Here is a 16,467-nt window from a genome sequence, read left to right as displayed (position 1 = left end):
TTTTGATAAGCCTCTCCCCTACAAGGGGAGAGGAATGGAAGCGGGGTCAAATTAGGATACATCGAACTCACGTTAATATTACGAAGTCGATTTCATGTGCTAGGTATGACCGGAGTTGGCTGTAAAGGTTGACTATTTGTAGCTGGCGCTGATGACGGGTTTGCCGGAGTAGGTGGTGTCACTGGCGGTGTTGTGACTGGCGCTGGTGGCGGGTTAGCAGGAGTAGGTGGTGTCACTGTTGATGTTGGCGGTGGTGTGACTGGCGCTGGTGGCGGGTTAGCAGGAGTAGGTGGTGTCACTGTTGATGTTGGCGGTGGTGTGACTGGCGCTGGTGGCGGGTTAGCAGGAGTAGGTGGTGTCACTGTTGATGTTGGCGGTGGTGTGACTGGCGCTGGTGACGGGTTAGCAGGAGTAGGTGGTGTCACTGTTGATGTTGGCGGTGTTGTCACTGGCGCTGGTGACGGGTTAGCAGGAGTAGGTGGTGTCACTGGTGGTGTGACGACTGGTGGTGTGACGACTGGTGGCTGCGGTGTGACGACTGGTGGCTGCGGTGTGACGACTGGTGGCTGCGGTGTGACGACTGGTGGCTGCGGTATGACGACTGGTGGCTGCGGTGTAACGACTGGTGGCTGCGGTGTAACGACTGGTGGCTGCGGTGTAACGACTGGTGGCTGCGGTGTAACGACTGGTGGCTGCGGTGTAACGACTGGTGGCTGCGGTGTGACGACTGGTGGCTGCGGTGTGACGACTGGTGGCTGCGGTGTGACGACTGGTGGCTGCGGTGTAACGACTGGTGGCTGCGGTGTAACGACTGGTGGCTGCGGTGGATTGGGATTTTTTTTATCTGTATTGTCAGATTGTGCAGCAGTATTTGATATGACTTGTCCTGTATCCAGCAAGGTGCTAACTGGGGAATTGTCTCTAATAATGTTCGGACTGGGTGAATTTGGGGAAGTCGTAGTTGGGTTTACCAAAGATGGGTTTTTAACAATATCTTGACCAGTTAGTGGCGATTGTGCGGCGACAGCTGCAGCAGTTTCGGCTTGAACGCTGGCGATCGCCGGATCTGAACTCGGTACACCCTGTTTTAAAGTCAGATCTAGCCCCTTAACCAGGTCACCCGTTTCATAAAAAGTTCTCAGATCAAAATCGTATAAGCCCTTAAATTTACCTTTAACTATAACTATCACTTGCCCTGCTTGTAGCTCCTGATTTTGAGAAGCATCGTTGTTAGAAACTTGAATGCCACTGTTTGTCAATGCGCCGACAAGCGTAGTGTCAGTTTTCTCGTCGTAGCGTACAAATAATGCTGAACCGCGAATTGCTGCTGCTGCATTTGGCGTATTTATACGTGTTTGCCCCCTTCCTGGTGGGATGAGCAGCAACACTGTCCCAGTCGTCAGTTTGAAATTTCTTGTCTTCGGTAAGAATCGAAAGACTGCCTGTTCTCCTATCCGAGCCAAAGAACCGTCGTTAAAACGCAAGTCTGCCAAGGCAGAACGACCAGTGGATAACCCATCCCCAGGACTCATGGCATCCGATTTGCGTGCCGGACGATTCGGTTGCTTTTGCGGCATCAGTTGTACTAAGTTGCGGAGATTCTGAATGACAGCAAGAGTCAGAGGAGTTGTAGCATCTGCCCGGTTTGGCACTGGCAGCACAACAGCTCCCCATAAACTAATCACTACGAGTAGAAAAAACTTGCGAAACATAGTTTGGAGCCTCGGATAATTTCATTGATACCAAACCAGTTGAGAACAGGTTCTGATGTTTACGGTTTAAGCCTGTTATCTGTTATAACAAGTTTATTTACATACGTAAAATTGCTTAAACTGTACTAATAATTATGTCTAGAAAAACCGTGATTCTACTGTAGATGCATGATTTAAGTTTCTTTTAAGAAAAATCAATTTTTTGGATACCATAGTATATACTTCATAATTTTTTTACTCTTTAAAAAAATTAGGTATATTTACCACATCTTGTGGCTAAAGTTTCTTAGAAATTTAATATTTCTTCTTGGAACTTTTAGCACAGTCCGTGAATCTACGTTTGCCAAAAAAGATTAAATATGCAACCCAAGGGCTGGATAAATTTGTTCTTTTGGATTGTATTAGCTTCTAGTAGTGCAAACTTGTTTTGCATCAAGAAGGTAGATGCGGCGCAGGCTGCGAATACAGACCTGTCAATTACTGAAGATGAACTAGTATCAACCATACCATCTTTAGGGGCTGCGTGGGTACTCGCTCAATTGTGCCAAGAGCGTGAGCAAAAAGCTTCTCGCCAAGAAGTACACAAAACAATTTTTGGTAAAGGAGCACCGGGAGAGTCACAGCGAAAAGAGGGCTTCTCTTCTAACTATTGTGGCTCCACAGTCTGCTTTGCAAGTGTTTATACTAAGAGCCCAAGTTTATATTCGCAGACTCCGCCAGATCAGACACCACCACCACCACCGGAACAAAATCCAGTCCCGCCACCACCCGAACAAAATATCACTCCACCACCACCTCCCCAACCCGCCCCAGCGCCACCAACACCACCACCTCCCCAACCCGCCCCAGCACCGCCAACACCACCACCTCCCCAACCTTCTGTACCGAATAACCCACCACAATTAGAAGGTCAGCCAGCCGATTTTCCCAATCCTCTCTCTCCACCCTTAGAGGAACGCTTGCAAGTACCTGAAATAGATAACGCACAAAGATTGCAAAGACTATTGCAACGGTTGCAAGAGAACAAGCAACCATCTAGCGAACCTAGCAATAGTGAACTAGGAAGACTGCTAGTGCGCGAACGACCACTAGAACAGCAACAACCCCCACCGCGTCCTGAACCTCAACCTAGACCTATAGGCAACTTACAGGCTCATGTTGGCTATTTCCATACGAATAACATTTTTTCCTCGAAAGTAAATCCAATAGAAGATGGCTTAATTTACTCTGGACTCACACTAGCCTCTGCGCCTTTGCCCTTAGGAAGCAAAACTTATTTGAATGCATCAATTGATGGCAACCTAATTCGTTATATAAATCAATCAAAATACAACTATAACCAAGTGAGATTCAACGTTGGTGTTTACCAGCAGCTATCTCCGCGAATGTACGGAGAAATTGGATGGAGCAATCAACAATTGTTCTATGCCAGAAATGGCAGTAACTTTGACGCAGGCGATCGCTTTTTGAATGAAAATTCTTTCCGTCTGTCTTTGGGACGACGAGATCCCCTCACACCCAGATTGATGTTAGATAGCTTCTACGAATTTCGTCTGAGTTTGACTGACCCTCCCAGTAAAGAAGAGAACCGCGATCGAATCATTCATTCTGCTTGGATTTCTTTGAACTACTACTTAAAACAATCCCTCCAAGTTGGACTTGACTACCAGTTTGGTTTCTCAGACTTTACCCGACGCCAAAGAGAAGACCTGTACCATCGGTTATATGGTCACTTAACTTACGGAATATCCAACTACACAAATCTTAGCTTGCAGGGAGGTCTTTCCATCGGTGGTTCAACTGACAGAAATATTGATTTTGATGGCTGGTTCTTCAGTGTTAATTACAATTTGGAATTAGGTCGATTTTGAAATGAGTCATGAGGGATTGCAAATTTACTCAGTTCTTAGTTGCTCGTCCCCAGTCGCTAGATAACTAATCCAGTCACTCCAGCTACCAGCATACAGTTTACCCGTGTGAATGCCAGCCATCTCTAAGGAAAGTAAATTCACACAAGCAGTGACGCCAGAACCGCAATAGACAAAAATTTCCTTTGGATTTTCCAATTCCAACCATCGCTCTTGTTGTTGTTGTTGTGCAAGTATATAGCCGGAGGAGTCTGTCACTTGCTGCCAAGGATAGTTTATAGCTCCAGGAATATGACCAGCGATTTTATCAATTGGTTCTGTTATCCCTAAATAACGCTCTCTTTCTCGTGAATCAACCAACGCTACCTCTTGTGAATCTTTGCGATTTTTCACTACCGAAATATCCACTACCATTTGTGGTTGTAGATTAGGGGTAAAAGTAGCCTGTTGAGTTTCAGGAATGACATTTGTCACGGGATATTCAGCTTTTTTCCAAGCAGAAAAGCCTCCATCCAGCACTGCTACTTGCTCATGTCCCAGGTAACGCAATAGCCACCACAAACGAGATGCAAATGCAAGGCGGGAGTCATCGTAAGCCACAACTAGAGTTTTTTGGGAATTCACCCCTATTGCTGATAACTTATCAGCTAATTCAATAGGGTTGGGTAAAGGATGCCTTCCTCCATGTTCTCCTACGGGACTGGAAAGATCCTGGTTCAAGTCTAAGTAATATGCTCCCTTGATGTGACTTTCTTGGTATTGCTGTCGTCCTAGTTGTGGCTCGGCGAGAGAAAAGCGACAATCCACTATAACAACTTGGGGTTCGTCAAGATGTTTAAATAACCACTCACAAGAAACAACGAAAGGGCTGTCAGTCATAAACTAAAGCTGCTAATTTGTAATTATTAGTTGTAGAGACGCGCTGAATGAAAGCGTCTGTACATTTGGAGCGTTGTTCCACTTTCTACTAATCCTTCGGGCGAGCCAGTTGCTTATCGGGGAAACCCCCAAGACTGAACTGCCTCACCACTAGCCAGTCCTTATGACTATGTCAGACTTAGACAATTTTACACCTGAGCCAACAGCAGATGGCTCGTTCACTTTTTTTTCTCATGAGTTTGGCGAGTCGTTCCACAGCCATTATGGAGCGCGTCAGGAGAGTTTTCTCAAGTTTGCTGGTCCTACTCAATTGGCATTAAGAGCAAACAAACCAACGTTGCGGCTATTGGATGTTTGTTATGGGCTGGGATACAATACAGCGGCTGCTTTACAAGCCATTTGGGCAGTCAATCCCAATTGTTATGTAGAAGTCATTGGTTTAGAAATGAATGCTGCTGTACCACAAGCTGCGATCGCCCATGACTTATTCGACAACTGGGGATACGAATATACCCAAATTTTGACTCAGTTAGCTTTTGAGCATCAAGTGTTGCAACACCGTCTCAAAGCAACCTTATTAATTGGCGATGCTAGAAACTCGATCTTGTTTGTGAACAACTCAGGTTTTCAGGCTGATGCAATTTTTCTCGATCCGTTTTCACCGCCTCATTGTCCTCAGTTATGGACTGTTGAATTTATCAAACAACTTTCTATGAGTTTAGATATATGTGGCTTACTTGCCACTTATTCCTGCGCTGCTGCTGTACGTACCGCTCTTTTAGCAGCTAGCCTAGAAATAGGCTCTACAGCACCAGTGGGAAGAAAGACACCTGGTACAGTAGCCGGACATCGAGGAGTAGGGGCAGTGGGGGAACTAGGGGAGCAAGGAATTTGTCCCTCATCTGTGCTTCCGCCGCTTTCTCAGGCTGAAGAGGAACATTTACTCACGCGTGCTGCCATTGCTTATCGCGATCCACAATTATGCGATACTGCTGATGTGATTTTGAGACGACGACAACAAGAGCAACAAGCCTCTTTCCTAGAGCCTACCTCTCGTTGGCGCAAAAGATGGTTATCGAAAAATCTACTAGAAATTTTGTAATATTTGTTACTATTTTTTCGGTGAATTCTATAATTTTGGGCAATAATTTTTTGTGATTCACATCACCTTATGATAAGTAAGTGGTCACTGCTATTTAGTGATAAGCGTAGTTTGATGGTTCGCATAAAGAGATCGGCAATGATGGATAACTAAATATCTCAGAATTACAACTTTAAACAAAATACACCTAAGTTTGATAGAAAATTCGGCAGTTAAAGATTTTTTTTGAATCTGATATGAATAAATCTCCGTAAAAAACCTGATTTCAGATTTGCAATTATTGCTTATCCCGGAAAAACAGGAAGGAAAATAGGGCAGCAATATTTCCAATGCTCTAAAAGTATAAAAATTATACTTTTTAGGCAAAAAAATAGAGAAAATTTGTGTAAAAGCTTTAAAAACAAAGGTATGCATAAAGTCAAGTACTCACAAGATGCTTGATGAAACCCACTGTTAACAATTTCTAAACTGGAGTAAGCTTGTGGTTGAATCGAAAAGCAAGTATACAAGCTCTAAAGATAATATTATTGGTTTCAACAACATCTTGGTCAGCAGAGATGCAGAAACTTATTCTTTGGATTTATCCAAGAAAGACATCATGCAACAAAAGACTGAAGTCGCGCCTTGTTTGATGAATAATCTTGTTAATTCTATTCATGATTTATTCGTCTCTAAAAGGGTACAAGCCGAAGATCCGATAGTGAATGAGTTTGATTGTGATGCGCCTAAAATTTTAGTGGTGGATGACCATGGAGCCTGTCGGATGGCTACTGTCGCCGTTTTAGCTATGGAAGGTTACGAAGTCATAGAAGCAGACAGTGGAATTACTGCTATGGAACAGGTAGCACAGAAAGCACCAGACCTGATTGTACTGGATGTAATGATGCCAGAAATGGATGGATTTCAGGTGTGCCAGTTGCTTAAGCAGAATGAACATACCAGACTCATCCCAATAATTTTCATTACTGGTTTAAATGACAAGCGATCGCGCATTCGAGGAATTGAAGTTGGGGCAGATGATTTCCTCAGTAAACCTTTTGATCGTTTGGAGTTGACGGCGCGGGTAAAATCTTTGGTGACACAAAAGCGTCTGAATGAAGAGTTAGACCACACTGAACAAGTGCTGTTTTCTATAGCAAGGGCAATTGAAAGCCGTGATCCCAAAACTGGCGATCACTGTGAACGGCTGGTGAAGTTCGGCAAAGCTTTTGGTGAATATCTCAATCTCACACACAACCAAATTCGGGATTTGATGTGGGGGGGTTATCTGCATGACATCGGCAAAGTGGCTATTCCGGACGCAGTGCTGCTGAAAACAGGCAAATTCACGGCACAAGAATGGGATATTATGAAGCAACACGTTTTGATTGGAGAAAAAATCTGCCAGCCACTACGCAACATACGAGGTGTGATTCCTATTATCCGCCACCATCATGAGCGTTGGGACGGTTCTGGATACCCTGATGGGCTTGTAGGAGAAGACATTCCTTATCTAGCGCAAGTATTTCAAATAATGGATATTTTTGATGCTCTGATCAGCGAACGACCCTACAAAAGAGCTTTGACACTAGAAGAAGCGTTGACTGTGATGGCGGAAGAAACAGCTTTAGGATGGCGTAATCCTAAACTCATGCAGGAGTTTACAGAGTTTATTTCTTCTTTTCAAGATTGGCAATTATGGGTGAGTTAGGTTTTGAGTTTCTGAGCGCGTTAGTATAAATTGAGCCTACACTCAAAGCGAGCAGGCGCATTCAAAGCAATTCACTCATAGCTAAATTATGGTTGTTGTAGCAATTCTGGCGGCGGGACGTGGAACACGTATGAAATCAAACCTGCCCAAGGTTTTACATTCTTTGGGTGGGCGATCGCTCATTGGACGAGTTATCGACAGTGTCAAACCGCTTTCGCCGACTCGACAGATGGTGATTGTTGGGTATCAAGCTGTTGAAGTGCAAGCAGCCATGCAGTCAATTCCAGATTTGGAGTTTGTGGAACAGACTGTGCAACTGGGGACAGGTCATGCTATCCAGCAATTACTCCCCCACCTTGAAGGCTACACAGGCGATTTGCTTGTATTATACGGCGATGTCCCTTTGCTTCGCACAGAAACTCTGAAAAATTTGTTGCAAACTCATACTCAGCACCAAAACGCCGCCACTATCCTCACCGCACACTTAGATAATCCCAAAGGCTACGGACGCGTTTTTTGTAATAGTGACAATATTGTGCAACAAATTGTTGAAGATCGAGATTGCACACCGAGTCAAAAACAAAATAACCGCATTAATGCTGGAATTTACTGCTTCCGTTGGCAGGATTTGGCAAAAGTTCTACCTCATTTACAAGCAAATAATTCTCAGAAAGAATACTACCTCACAGATGCCGTCAGTCAAATAGAACCAGTGATGGCGGTGGATCTGGAGGATGACCAAGAAATTCTGGGCATTAATGACCGTTTGCAACTGGCAACAGCATACGAGATTTTGCAAACGCGAGTCAAAGAAAAATGGATGACAGCAGGTGTCACCCTTATAGACCCGGCAAGTATTACAATTGATGACACGGTAGAAATCGAGCCGGATGTGATTATCGAACCCCAAACTCATTTGCGGGGTAATACAGTGATTCAGACAGGAAGTCGCATCGGACCGGGAAGTTTAATTGAAAATAGCCAGATAGGTGAAAATGTCACGGTGCTGTATTCAGTAGTGAAAAATAGCATCGTGCAGACAGGAACCCAAGTTGGTCCCTATACTCATTTGCGCGGTGATGTGGAAGTGGGTGCTAGCTGTCGCGTGGGAAATTTTGTGGAATTGAAAAATACCAAGTTGGGCGATCGCACTAATGTTGCTCATTTGTCGTATTTGGGTGATACGACTGCGGGAAGTCGCGTCAATATTGGTGCAGGTACAATTACCGCCAATTATGACGGTGTGAAAAAACATCCTACCAAGATAGGCGATCGCACCAAAACTGGTTCCAATAGCGTTTTAGTTGCTCCCTTGACGCTGGGCGACGATGTTTACGTGGCAGCTGGTTCCACGATTACAGAAGATGTCCCTGATGATTCTCTGGTGATTGCCCGTGCTCGTCAAGTTGTGAAACCAGGGTGGCGCAAAAAGAGTCATGAGTCCACAAAAGACTAGTGAGTCCTGAGTCCGGAGTTGAAAGAGAGTTGTGAGTGCCAAGTCACTTGCAACTCTTTATCATCTCAGCACTCTGGACTGAATACACAGCCAATTTCTGTCCCAACGGGAATTTCTAAGGTGTCGCCAATCTTCTCGCCGTTGTGGTATGCGGCGAGAAGAGCTTGGCTAGTTTTCCCCCAAGCGATCGCTCCACTGGCATCTAAGGCGATCGCTCCAAAATCCCGCTTGTGTTCGTGTGCTTCCGCAAATGTACGCTGCATTGCTTCTTTGAGGGACATACCATCAGTGACGCGCACTACAATTCGTGGTGCTAAACACTCATCAATAATGTCTTCTCCAATACCAGTACAACTAACGGCTGCATATTGTGTCGCGTAGTTTCCTGCTGGCATGGCAGAATCACTGACGCGTCCAATCCGCTCAAATCCCTTACCACCTGTAGAAGTACCTACAGATAATCTTCCTTGAGTATCTAATGCAACGACACCAATCGTACCGCGCCGGGCATTGCTGGTTTCCACCAGTTCTGCTTCTGCTACCACACCAGCCATTGTTCTTTTAAAATTGTCTTGACGCTCTTGTATCCACTCTTGCAACCGCAACTCGGTTAAGCCATTGTAGCTAGGGATTTGTAACTCCCGCGCTAGTTCGGCTGCGCCATAATCTGAGAGTACGCGGTCAGGAGAGGATTGGAGAGCGATCGCCAAGTCAATGGGATTTTTCACTCGTGAAACATTTATTACCCCACTAAAGCTTTGGGATGCACCATCCATCAGGGAAGCACTCATACGGATTTGACCATCCGATTGCAGCACAGAACCAGTACCAGCATTAAAGCGGGGGTTGTCTTCTAACATTTGACAACCCCGCACAACTGCCTCTTTTGCACTGATTCCGGATTCTAGGAGAGAATAGATTTCCTCTATGATTTGGTAGAGAGAACGGCGTACCGTCTCAACTCCTCCTTTTCCCTTCAGAGAACTACCAGCCCCCCCATGAATAATTAATTTAGGTTGTACCTTGATCTCCATCTCTTTATTTATTTCTCCGTACCTTTACGGGCATTCATTGGTTTCATCTTTAGCCGACGAACGGCGACGACGGCAACGTTCTGAGCAGTATTTTACGTCATCCCAGCACTCTGCCCATTTTTTGCGCCAAGTAAAAGGGCGCTGACATACCGGACAAATTTTTGTAGGCAAGTCAGATTTAGAACGAAGACGTCCCATATTATTAAGCAACAGAACTGAGCTGGATTTCTGAGATTTGGAAGATAATTATAACTAGTTTGCTACACCCCAAGGGTAATTTTTGTAACTTATTGTGGGGTGAAACCCCTCATCTTTGTGAAACGATCTGTTTGTTTGAGCAGGCTTTTGAGGTAATAGGGAACAGCGTTTTGCGATTCCTACCGATAAGCAGCTTCCAGATTTTCAGTCATTAGGTGAAAAAAGCATGGAACCTGTGGTAACGAAACGGTTAATTATACGCCGTATGACTGAGACAGATTTGCTTGATTTTCTGACATATCAAACTCACCCTGAGGTTTTGCGATATATGCCTGTAGAACCACTTACCGAGGAGCGAGCTCAATACTGCTCGGTTAAGGAAAATAGAGGGAAAAATCCGGGGAATCTTGTTCGCGTTTTAATTACGAGAACAAATAAGAGATGTGAACTTACTTTTTCTCTTTGAGGCTTTCGTACAGTTCTACCCAGTTTTGCCTCAGAGGATGTTTGAAAAGTTTTGGGCGAATATAATTCGCTACTACACAAACAAAGTCCGCCTGCGCGGACTAACGTAAAAGCAAGGGTTTGAAACCCACCTGCGTGGGTTTTGTCTGTTTAGCCGCGACTTCTAGTCGCTAGGTAAGTAATAAATTAGACTTTTCAAACAACCTCTCAGAGAATCAATACATGAAGTTAAGTAATCGATTTGGGTTCTTCTAGCAACTTGCATTAATAATTTCTGCATCAATCATGTCGCGACGAATGTCGTCGTTATGCCCAATCGCCTTGAGTAAGTCATCAGTGATAGCATAGATCGCAATTATTTCGTTCAGCATATATCCGTCCTCCGTTTGACTCTGGAGGGAATTTTATTGCTTCAATGACCTCGTTGCGAGCGCCTGAATCTGTAACTAGCAACTTGGGTTACTACACTAAATGGTCAAAACGTATATCTTTCTCAGATTTATCCTACCTACGATTGGATACACGATAACGGCTACAATAATTTTAGTAAGTGGGTTGAAAGTGCAGCAATAGCAGTTGGAAAATAAGTGAGTAACTCTGGTCAGCAGTCACAACCAAGTCAACCAAGCAAGGTAACGCCGGATTCCAACTCCGTGCAAAGTTACCTGAACATTTTGCAGGGAATTATCACGCGCATGGCAACTAACAGTGCCAACTGCAAAACTTGGTGCGTTTCTTTAGTCTCAGCAATTTTGGTGGTGATAGCAGACAAGAACAAGCCCAATTATGCTTGGATTGCCCTGATACCAATAGTACTTTTCTTTCTGCTAGATTCTTACTACTTAGGTCAAGAGCGAAACTTTCGTGAGATATACAACAATTTTGTAAAAGAGCTACATTCTGGCGAAGTTGTAACAGATAAACTCTTCGTCTTGAAGCCACCGAAAGGAATGAATGTGGTCAATTTGTTATTTTCCTCCAGTCTCTCCTTTTCCGTATATCCGTTTTATCTGACATTGGTACTTACTGTAATTATTGCAAGATTTCTCATCCTCTAGCAGTTGCAATGTTTCCCTCCATAACACCAGCTGTTTACCATTCCTTGCACTGGAAAAGTTTCGATAAGATTTATTAATGCGTTAGTTCTGGAATTTTGGCGGAATCTCCATTTCTCGCTTTGTAGCTTGTTAGTGTAAGTTGACCATATACCTCATTATGGTATTGAGCCGAGATATGTGTAAAAATCTGCAATCTTGTCTGAAAACACTTGTCCTGCATAGCTTTCAACGTTTTTAATAGTTCCGCGTTACTTTGGTATACACATTACACGTATTTACTTATCTTTACACAGTTTGGTTTTTTCACCTCGTTCTACTTGCTAAAATAGGTGTAAGTAAGAGTAAAGTATCCAAAGTGAAATTATGTAGAATTGTTATTCCCTTAGATAATTAATTTACTAAGAAAATATGATGGAATCTCGTAAACCTGACGTATTTATCAGTTATGCTCGTGAGAATTTTGGAGATGCTGAAAAGCTTTGCAAAGATTTGGAAAGTGAGGGAATTAGTGTTTGGTTCGACGACCGATCTCTTAATGTAGGAGAAAGGTGGAAAATGGTAATTCCAGAAGCAATAAATAACGTTATGTTTTTTATTGCTCTGATTTCATCAGAGTCAACAACTAAAATTAATGGATTTGTACAAAAAGAAATAGACATAGCACTTGATGTGAAAAATAAAAAACCATTAAATGATTTCTTCATTTTCCCAGTACGTCTTGATGACAGTAAAATTCCAGATAAAATTTCATCCATGCACGGCATTGACATTTTTCCTGTTTTTAATTATCACCAAAAGTTACAAAGCATAGTAAAGAATATACGTAAATATAAAGATGAAAAAAATTTAGAGATTATAGGATTTGATTTAGGACATGGAGAAAGTGCTATTGCAATCACAAATTTATCTTCCTCTTCTGAACCTCAAGTAGCAGAGATTCATGGAAAGAGAAGTATTATTACAGCAGTTACTTTATCTAACACTGGTGATATTGTCATAGGTGAAGATGCTTATATTGAGAACAATGGTATTGATAATTTATATATTCATTTTAAAACCCCCGATTTTAAGAAAAGTAAGACAAAATCACTCAAACTTTTTGTTAAAGAATGTTTAAACATTTTAAAAAAAGAAGGTAAAGCTAAGCTAGATACAAATACACATTTCTTTGTAGGACATCCATCAGGGTGGAATAAAGAAACTTTAATTAAAGAATATGAGGAAATTTTACAAGATGCAGGAATGACTAACGTCAAGGTTAGACCTGAGTCAAGAGCTGCTTTTCTAGAAGCAAAAGAAACTGGAAGGTTACAAAAATCACTTACCAAATCACCTGATAATTTACTAAATAATTTACTAATTATTGATATAGGTTCATCAACTACTGACTTTACTATTATTAAAAACTCTGAAGAACTTCCTCTCGATCTTGGATATAACAATCTAGGAGGTAGCCTAATAGACGAATTAATTTTTAATAAAACATTAGAAGGTATGTCACCTGAAGATAGAGAAGAATTCAATAGGTTGTTCCAATCTAATCTTCGTTCAAAATTACAGTGTTTCTTGACATGTCGTAGAGCTAAAGAAGAGTATTTTTCAAGAGAAAGTGATAATAATACCCCAATTGAAAAAGAAAAGAAAATAAATAAACCCAATGGAGGAAAGTTATACTTTGAAGTTAGTATTAATAAAAAGGATATGGAAGAGATATTAAGCAACCCCTTAATTTCCCCCATTGATCAATTAAAGGGCAAAACGTGGAAACAAGCTTTTACGGATGCACTACAAGAATGCAAGAAGGAAATTGAATCACCAGAAATAATATTCATGACTGGTGGTGGGTCTCATATGTCATTTACTCGTGAGATTTGCCAAGAAGAATTTCCTCAATCGGAAGTCATACGTGGCTTAGAACCAGAATTATCTGTAGCTAAAGGACTTGCAATATTAGGACGTGTTGATTTCAAAATCGATCTTTTTAGAAAAGAAGTAAAAGAATTTATTGATGAACCAGAAAAGCTGGATTCTATTATAAAAGAAGCTATACAAAAATTTTCAAATAATTCAGCAAAGTCACTAACTGAGAAAACTTTGAAAATTCTGAAAAGCTGTATTGAGAAGTGGAGAGATGGAGAAATTCAAACAATTGCCGCTATAGAAGAAAAAATTAAAATAGAAATCAAGAATGATTTAGACAAAGAAAATAATTTCTCGGAAATAGAAACTCAAAAATTGATAGAACATTTAGGAAAAGAAATTCAAAAATCTACTGATGATTTATGTGACAGGTATAACATACCAAAAAGTATATTTGATATATCTATAAATCCAAATAATAAAGATGTGAATTTTTATTCAGAAATAAATAGTTTGCTAATAGAAAAGATATCTAAAAAACTTTATGCCACTTTACCTGTATTAATATCTACATTATTCTTATTTATTTCCATTTTTATTATTTTTATAGCTATTGATAGTGTTAGTATAGCGCCTATAGTAGTAGAGGCTTTTGTAGTAGCAGGAATTGTAGTAAGTCGAGATCAGGTATTTAGTTATTTCAAAGATAAATACGACAACATAAAAGATATTTTTGAAAAATTATTAAGAACAACCCCTATACCTATAAAATTACGAAATTTTTTCTTGAATGACGAGCAGATAACTAATTTAATAAGCGAGAAGCGTAACGATGTGGAAAATGACATTAATGAACAATTAAATTCAGAACTTTTACAAAAGAATATTTATTCGGGAATTAAAAATTACGTCAACAAAAGACTTAATGAACAAGCAGATATTGCTTCCTTCTTAATTAAACAAGCAGAAACAAGGTAAACTTTGTTTGACATTGTATAATGCAAAAATGGTATTGAGCCGAGATATGTGTAAAAACCTGCACTCCGGGTCTGGAAACTCTACTATATATCGGTTTCAGCCATTTTTAAATAAAATTGCTAAGAGAGCGCAAATGTTGGGTATGTATCGCTACAAAAACTGGAGTATTTATTAATTTTATTTACAGGTCTTACAACTTATATGATGAGTATCTTTTACCGTAAATTGGCTGAAACTCTCTTAGGTAAGGTTTACAGCCCAAAGTATGAGCCTTTAACCACACGGTATTTATAATTCTTTATGTCATACAGCACACTGAAAATTTAAATGCTATTTTTCTTCTCATCAAAAGCTGTCTACTCTTAATCTATTGCCTTTGGCGCAAAGTAAGGGGGAAATTGGGTGGTCACTTCACCCAAGCTATCAGGGGCATGGTTATGCAACAGAGGTGGCACAAGTATTACTTACCTATGGCTTTGCACACCACAAGTTGCACCGAATCACCTCAATCTGCGACACACGTAATACAGCATCGTTTCGGCTGATGGAGCGTCTTGGCATGAGGCGTGAGGGGCATTTACGGCAAAGCCAATTCATGAAAGGCTTATGGCAGGACGAGTATATATACGCCTTATTGCATGACGAGTGGCTTGCCCAACAGACATGTCACCGCTGATGGGTAGAATTTGCGTCATCTTTATTTATTCTGTTGACTAATATTTTGGCATCTTATAGTAATCCTAAATCATAAGCCCTACGGGCACGCACTCGCGTTCGTAAACAACAAGATTCCCGACTTCGCCAAAGTTGTCGGGAATCTCAGCATGGGGGATTTTCACAAATCTGCGGAGGATTGCTATAGATACTGAAGAACCACAAAAATTACGTCTTTTGCTACTACATAATCATTCCTGACAGGTTAAACAAATTGCACTTTTGTCAAACATAGATTGCTACTATATGAATTGCCCATACACAGTAAGCAGGCTTAGCAATTTTAGTTTTGGATTACGGATACTCATTTGGATATTTATAAAGACGCACTTCGTCCCCTTTTGTTCACTTTGCTTAAAGCAGATCCAGAGTGGTTGCACGCTTCAACGATGCGTAGTTTAAGTTGGTTGGGAAAAACTCACCACCAAGCACCTGCAAGCTGGATCAACCAACGTCTAGAGCAGTCATTTTGCCTGTCTGATCCACGTCTAGAACAAAATCTTTTCGGGGTACGCTTCCCCAACCCCTTAGGTTTGGCGGCTGGGTTTGATAAGGATGGCGTTGCAGTCCCTATGTGGTCAAAATTTGGCTTTGGCTTTGCAGAAGTGGGAACTGTCACTTTTCACCCACAACCAGGAAATCCTCGTCCTCGCTTGTTTCGCTTGCCCTTGGACAATGCTGCCCTCAACCGTATGGGCTTTAACAATCAAGGTGCAGCAGCAATGGCAGTGCGATTGGCACAAGTTAGGAAATTAAACTTGTCTATACCTATAGGTGTCAATCTGGGAAAATCTAAGATAACTCCTCTAGAAGAAGCCGCAAAGGATTATCTCAATAGTTTTCGTTTACTGAAAGATTACGGAAATTATTTTGTCGTCAATGTCTCTTCACCTAATACGCCAGGGTTGCGATCGCTCCAAGATGCCGCTATGCTCAGTTCTATCTTGGAAGTTTTGCAACAGGAAAATAATACACAAAAGCCTATTTTTGTCAAGATAGCTCCAGACTTAGAATGGGAGGCGATCGCCGATATTATTTCCTTGGCAAAAACCTATCAATTAGCCGGGATTATTGCCACCAACACCACTATCCGTAGGGATGCACTAAAAACACAAGTGATTGCCCAAACTGGCAAATCACCTCAACAAGAAGCTGGTGGTATCAGCGGTGCCCCAGTCAGGGAACGCTCCACCGAAGTGATTCGTTTTATTTGGCAGCAAACAGCAGGTGAATTACCGATTATCGGCGTTGGCGGAATTTTTACTCCTAAAGATGCCTGGGAGAAAATCACTGCTGGTGCTTGCCTGATTCAAGTATATACAGGCTGGATTTACGAAGGCCCAGCCATGAACCGCCACATTCTTAAAGGTTTGTTATCTAAGCTAGAACAAACGGGATTAAATTCCATCTCCGAAGCTGTGGGTTTACAGGGAAAAACGGAAAAGTAAAAAGA

12 protein-coding genes and 1 pseudogene are annotated in these 16,467 nt (G+C 41.8%); 8 read left to right on the top strand and 5 right to left on the bottom strand.

Annotated features, from left to right (window positions below):
• Positions 1–92: 92 nt before the first annotated feature.
• The gene (locus tag AACT52_RS27330; protein ID WP_073627668.1) at positions 93–1,712 is read right to left on the bottom strand and encodes a FecR family protein; all 1,620 of its coding nucleotides are present in this window, start codon (positions 1,710–1,712) and stop codon (positions 93–95) included.
• A gap of 359 nt (positions 1,713–2,071) precedes the next feature.
• Here AACT52_RS27330 and AACT52_RS27325 point away from each other — a divergent pair, with 359 nt between their 5' ends.
• Entirely contained in the window at positions 2,072–3,583 is a 1,512-nt protein-coding gene (locus tag AACT52_RS27325) for a hypothetical protein (protein ID WP_073627666.1), read from the top strand.
• A 24-nt stretch (positions 3,584–3,607) separates the two neighbouring features.
• Here the strand turns inward: AACT52_RS27325 and AACT52_RS27320 are convergent, their stop codons facing one another.
• Complete coding sequence (locus tag AACT52_RS27320) at positions 3,608–4,459, bottom strand: sulfurtransferase (RefSeq protein ID WP_073627664.1); 852 nt, start codon at positions 4,457–4,459, stop codon at positions 3,608–3,610.
• Between the two features lie 169 nt (positions 4,460–4,628).
• Here AACT52_RS27320 and AACT52_RS27315 point away from each other — a divergent pair, with 169 nt between their 5' ends.
• From AACT52_RS27315 to glmU, 3 genes are all read left to right on the top strand, one after another.
• Positions 4,629–5,561, top strand: a complete 933-nt coding sequence (locus AACT52_RS27315; RefSeq protein WP_073627662.1) for a tRNA (5-methylaminomethyl-2-thiouridine)(34)-methyltransferase MnmD — start codon at positions 4,629–4,631, stop codon at positions 5,559–5,561.
• A gap of 481 nt (positions 5,562–6,042) precedes the next feature.
• The gene (locus AACT52_RS27310) at positions 6,043–7,251 is read left to right on the top strand and encodes a response regulator (protein ID WP_073627660.1); all 1,209 of its coding nucleotides are present in this window, start codon (positions 6,043–6,045) and stop codon (positions 7,249–7,251) included.
• An 88-nt stretch (positions 7,252–7,339) separates the two neighbouring features.
• The gene (gene glmU / locus AACT52_RS27305) at positions 7,340–8,707 is read left to right on the top strand and encodes a bifunctional UDP-N-acetylglucosamine diphosphorylase/glucosamine-1-phosphate N-acetyltransferase GlmU (RefSeq protein WP_073627658.1); all 1,368 of its coding nucleotides are present in this window, start codon (positions 7,340–7,342) and stop codon (positions 8,705–8,707) included.
• Between the two features lie 65 nt (positions 8,708–8,772).
• Here glmU and AACT52_RS27300 read toward each other — a convergent pair whose 3' ends face one another.
• The 3 genes and pseudogenes from AACT52_RS27300 to AACT52_RS41530 all read right to left on the bottom strand — a co-directional run.
• Positions 8,773–9,741 carry an isoaspartyl peptidase/L-asparaginase gene (locus tag AACT52_RS27300; protein WP_073627656.1) on the bottom strand — a complete coding sequence of 323 codons (969 nt, stop codon included), beginning with the start codon at positions 9,739–9,741 and terminating at the stop codon, positions 8,773–8,775.
• Between the two features lie 24 nt (positions 9,742–9,765).
• The gene (locus tag AACT52_RS27295) at positions 9,766–9,939 is read right to left on the bottom strand and encodes a DUF2256 domain-containing protein (RefSeq protein WP_073627654.1); all 174 of its coding nucleotides are present in this window, start codon (positions 9,937–9,939) and stop codon (positions 9,766–9,768) included.
• A gap of 722 nt (positions 9,940–10,661) precedes the next feature.
• Positions 10,662–10,775, bottom strand: a pseudogene (locus tag AACT52_RS41530) (IS982 family transposase); the annotation flags it as partial.
• A gap of 216 nt (positions 10,776–10,991) precedes the next feature.
• Between AACT52_RS41530 and AACT52_RS27290 the strand changes: the two are divergent.
• From AACT52_RS27290 to AACT52_RS27275, 4 genes are all read left to right on the top strand, one after another.
• Positions 10,992–11,462, top strand: a complete 471-nt coding sequence (locus AACT52_RS27290) for a hypothetical protein (RefSeq protein ID WP_233153794.1) — start codon at positions 10,992–10,994, stop codon at positions 11,460–11,462.
• Between the two features lie 408 nt (positions 11,463–11,870).
• Positions 11,871–14,300 carry a TIR domain-containing protein gene (locus tag AACT52_RS27285; RefSeq protein WP_083630003.1) on the top strand — a complete coding sequence of 810 codons (2,430 nt, stop codon included), beginning with the start codon at positions 11,871–11,873 and terminating at the stop codon, positions 14,298–14,300.
• Between the two features lie 376 nt (positions 14,301–14,676).
• On the top strand, positions 14,677–14,976 hold the full coding sequence (locus tag AACT52_RS27280; RefSeq protein WP_073627650.1) for a GNAT family N-acetyltransferase: 300 nt from the start codon (positions 14,677–14,679) through the stop codon (positions 14,974–14,976).
• A 346-nt stretch (positions 14,977–15,322) separates the two neighbouring features.
• A complete protein-coding gene (locus AACT52_RS27275) occupies positions 15,323–16,462 on the top strand; it encodes a quinone-dependent dihydroorotate dehydrogenase (protein WP_073627648.1) in 1,140 nt (379 codons plus the stop codon).
• Positions 16,463–16,467: the final 5 nt, after the last annotated feature.

Source organism: Scytonema sp. HK-05 (assembly GCF_963872035.1).
Classification (GTDB): Bacteria; Cyanobacteriota; Cyanobacteriia; order Cyanobacteriales; family Nostocaceae; genus Kalymmatonema.
This window is presented reverse-complemented; position numbering and strand designations above follow the sequence as displayed.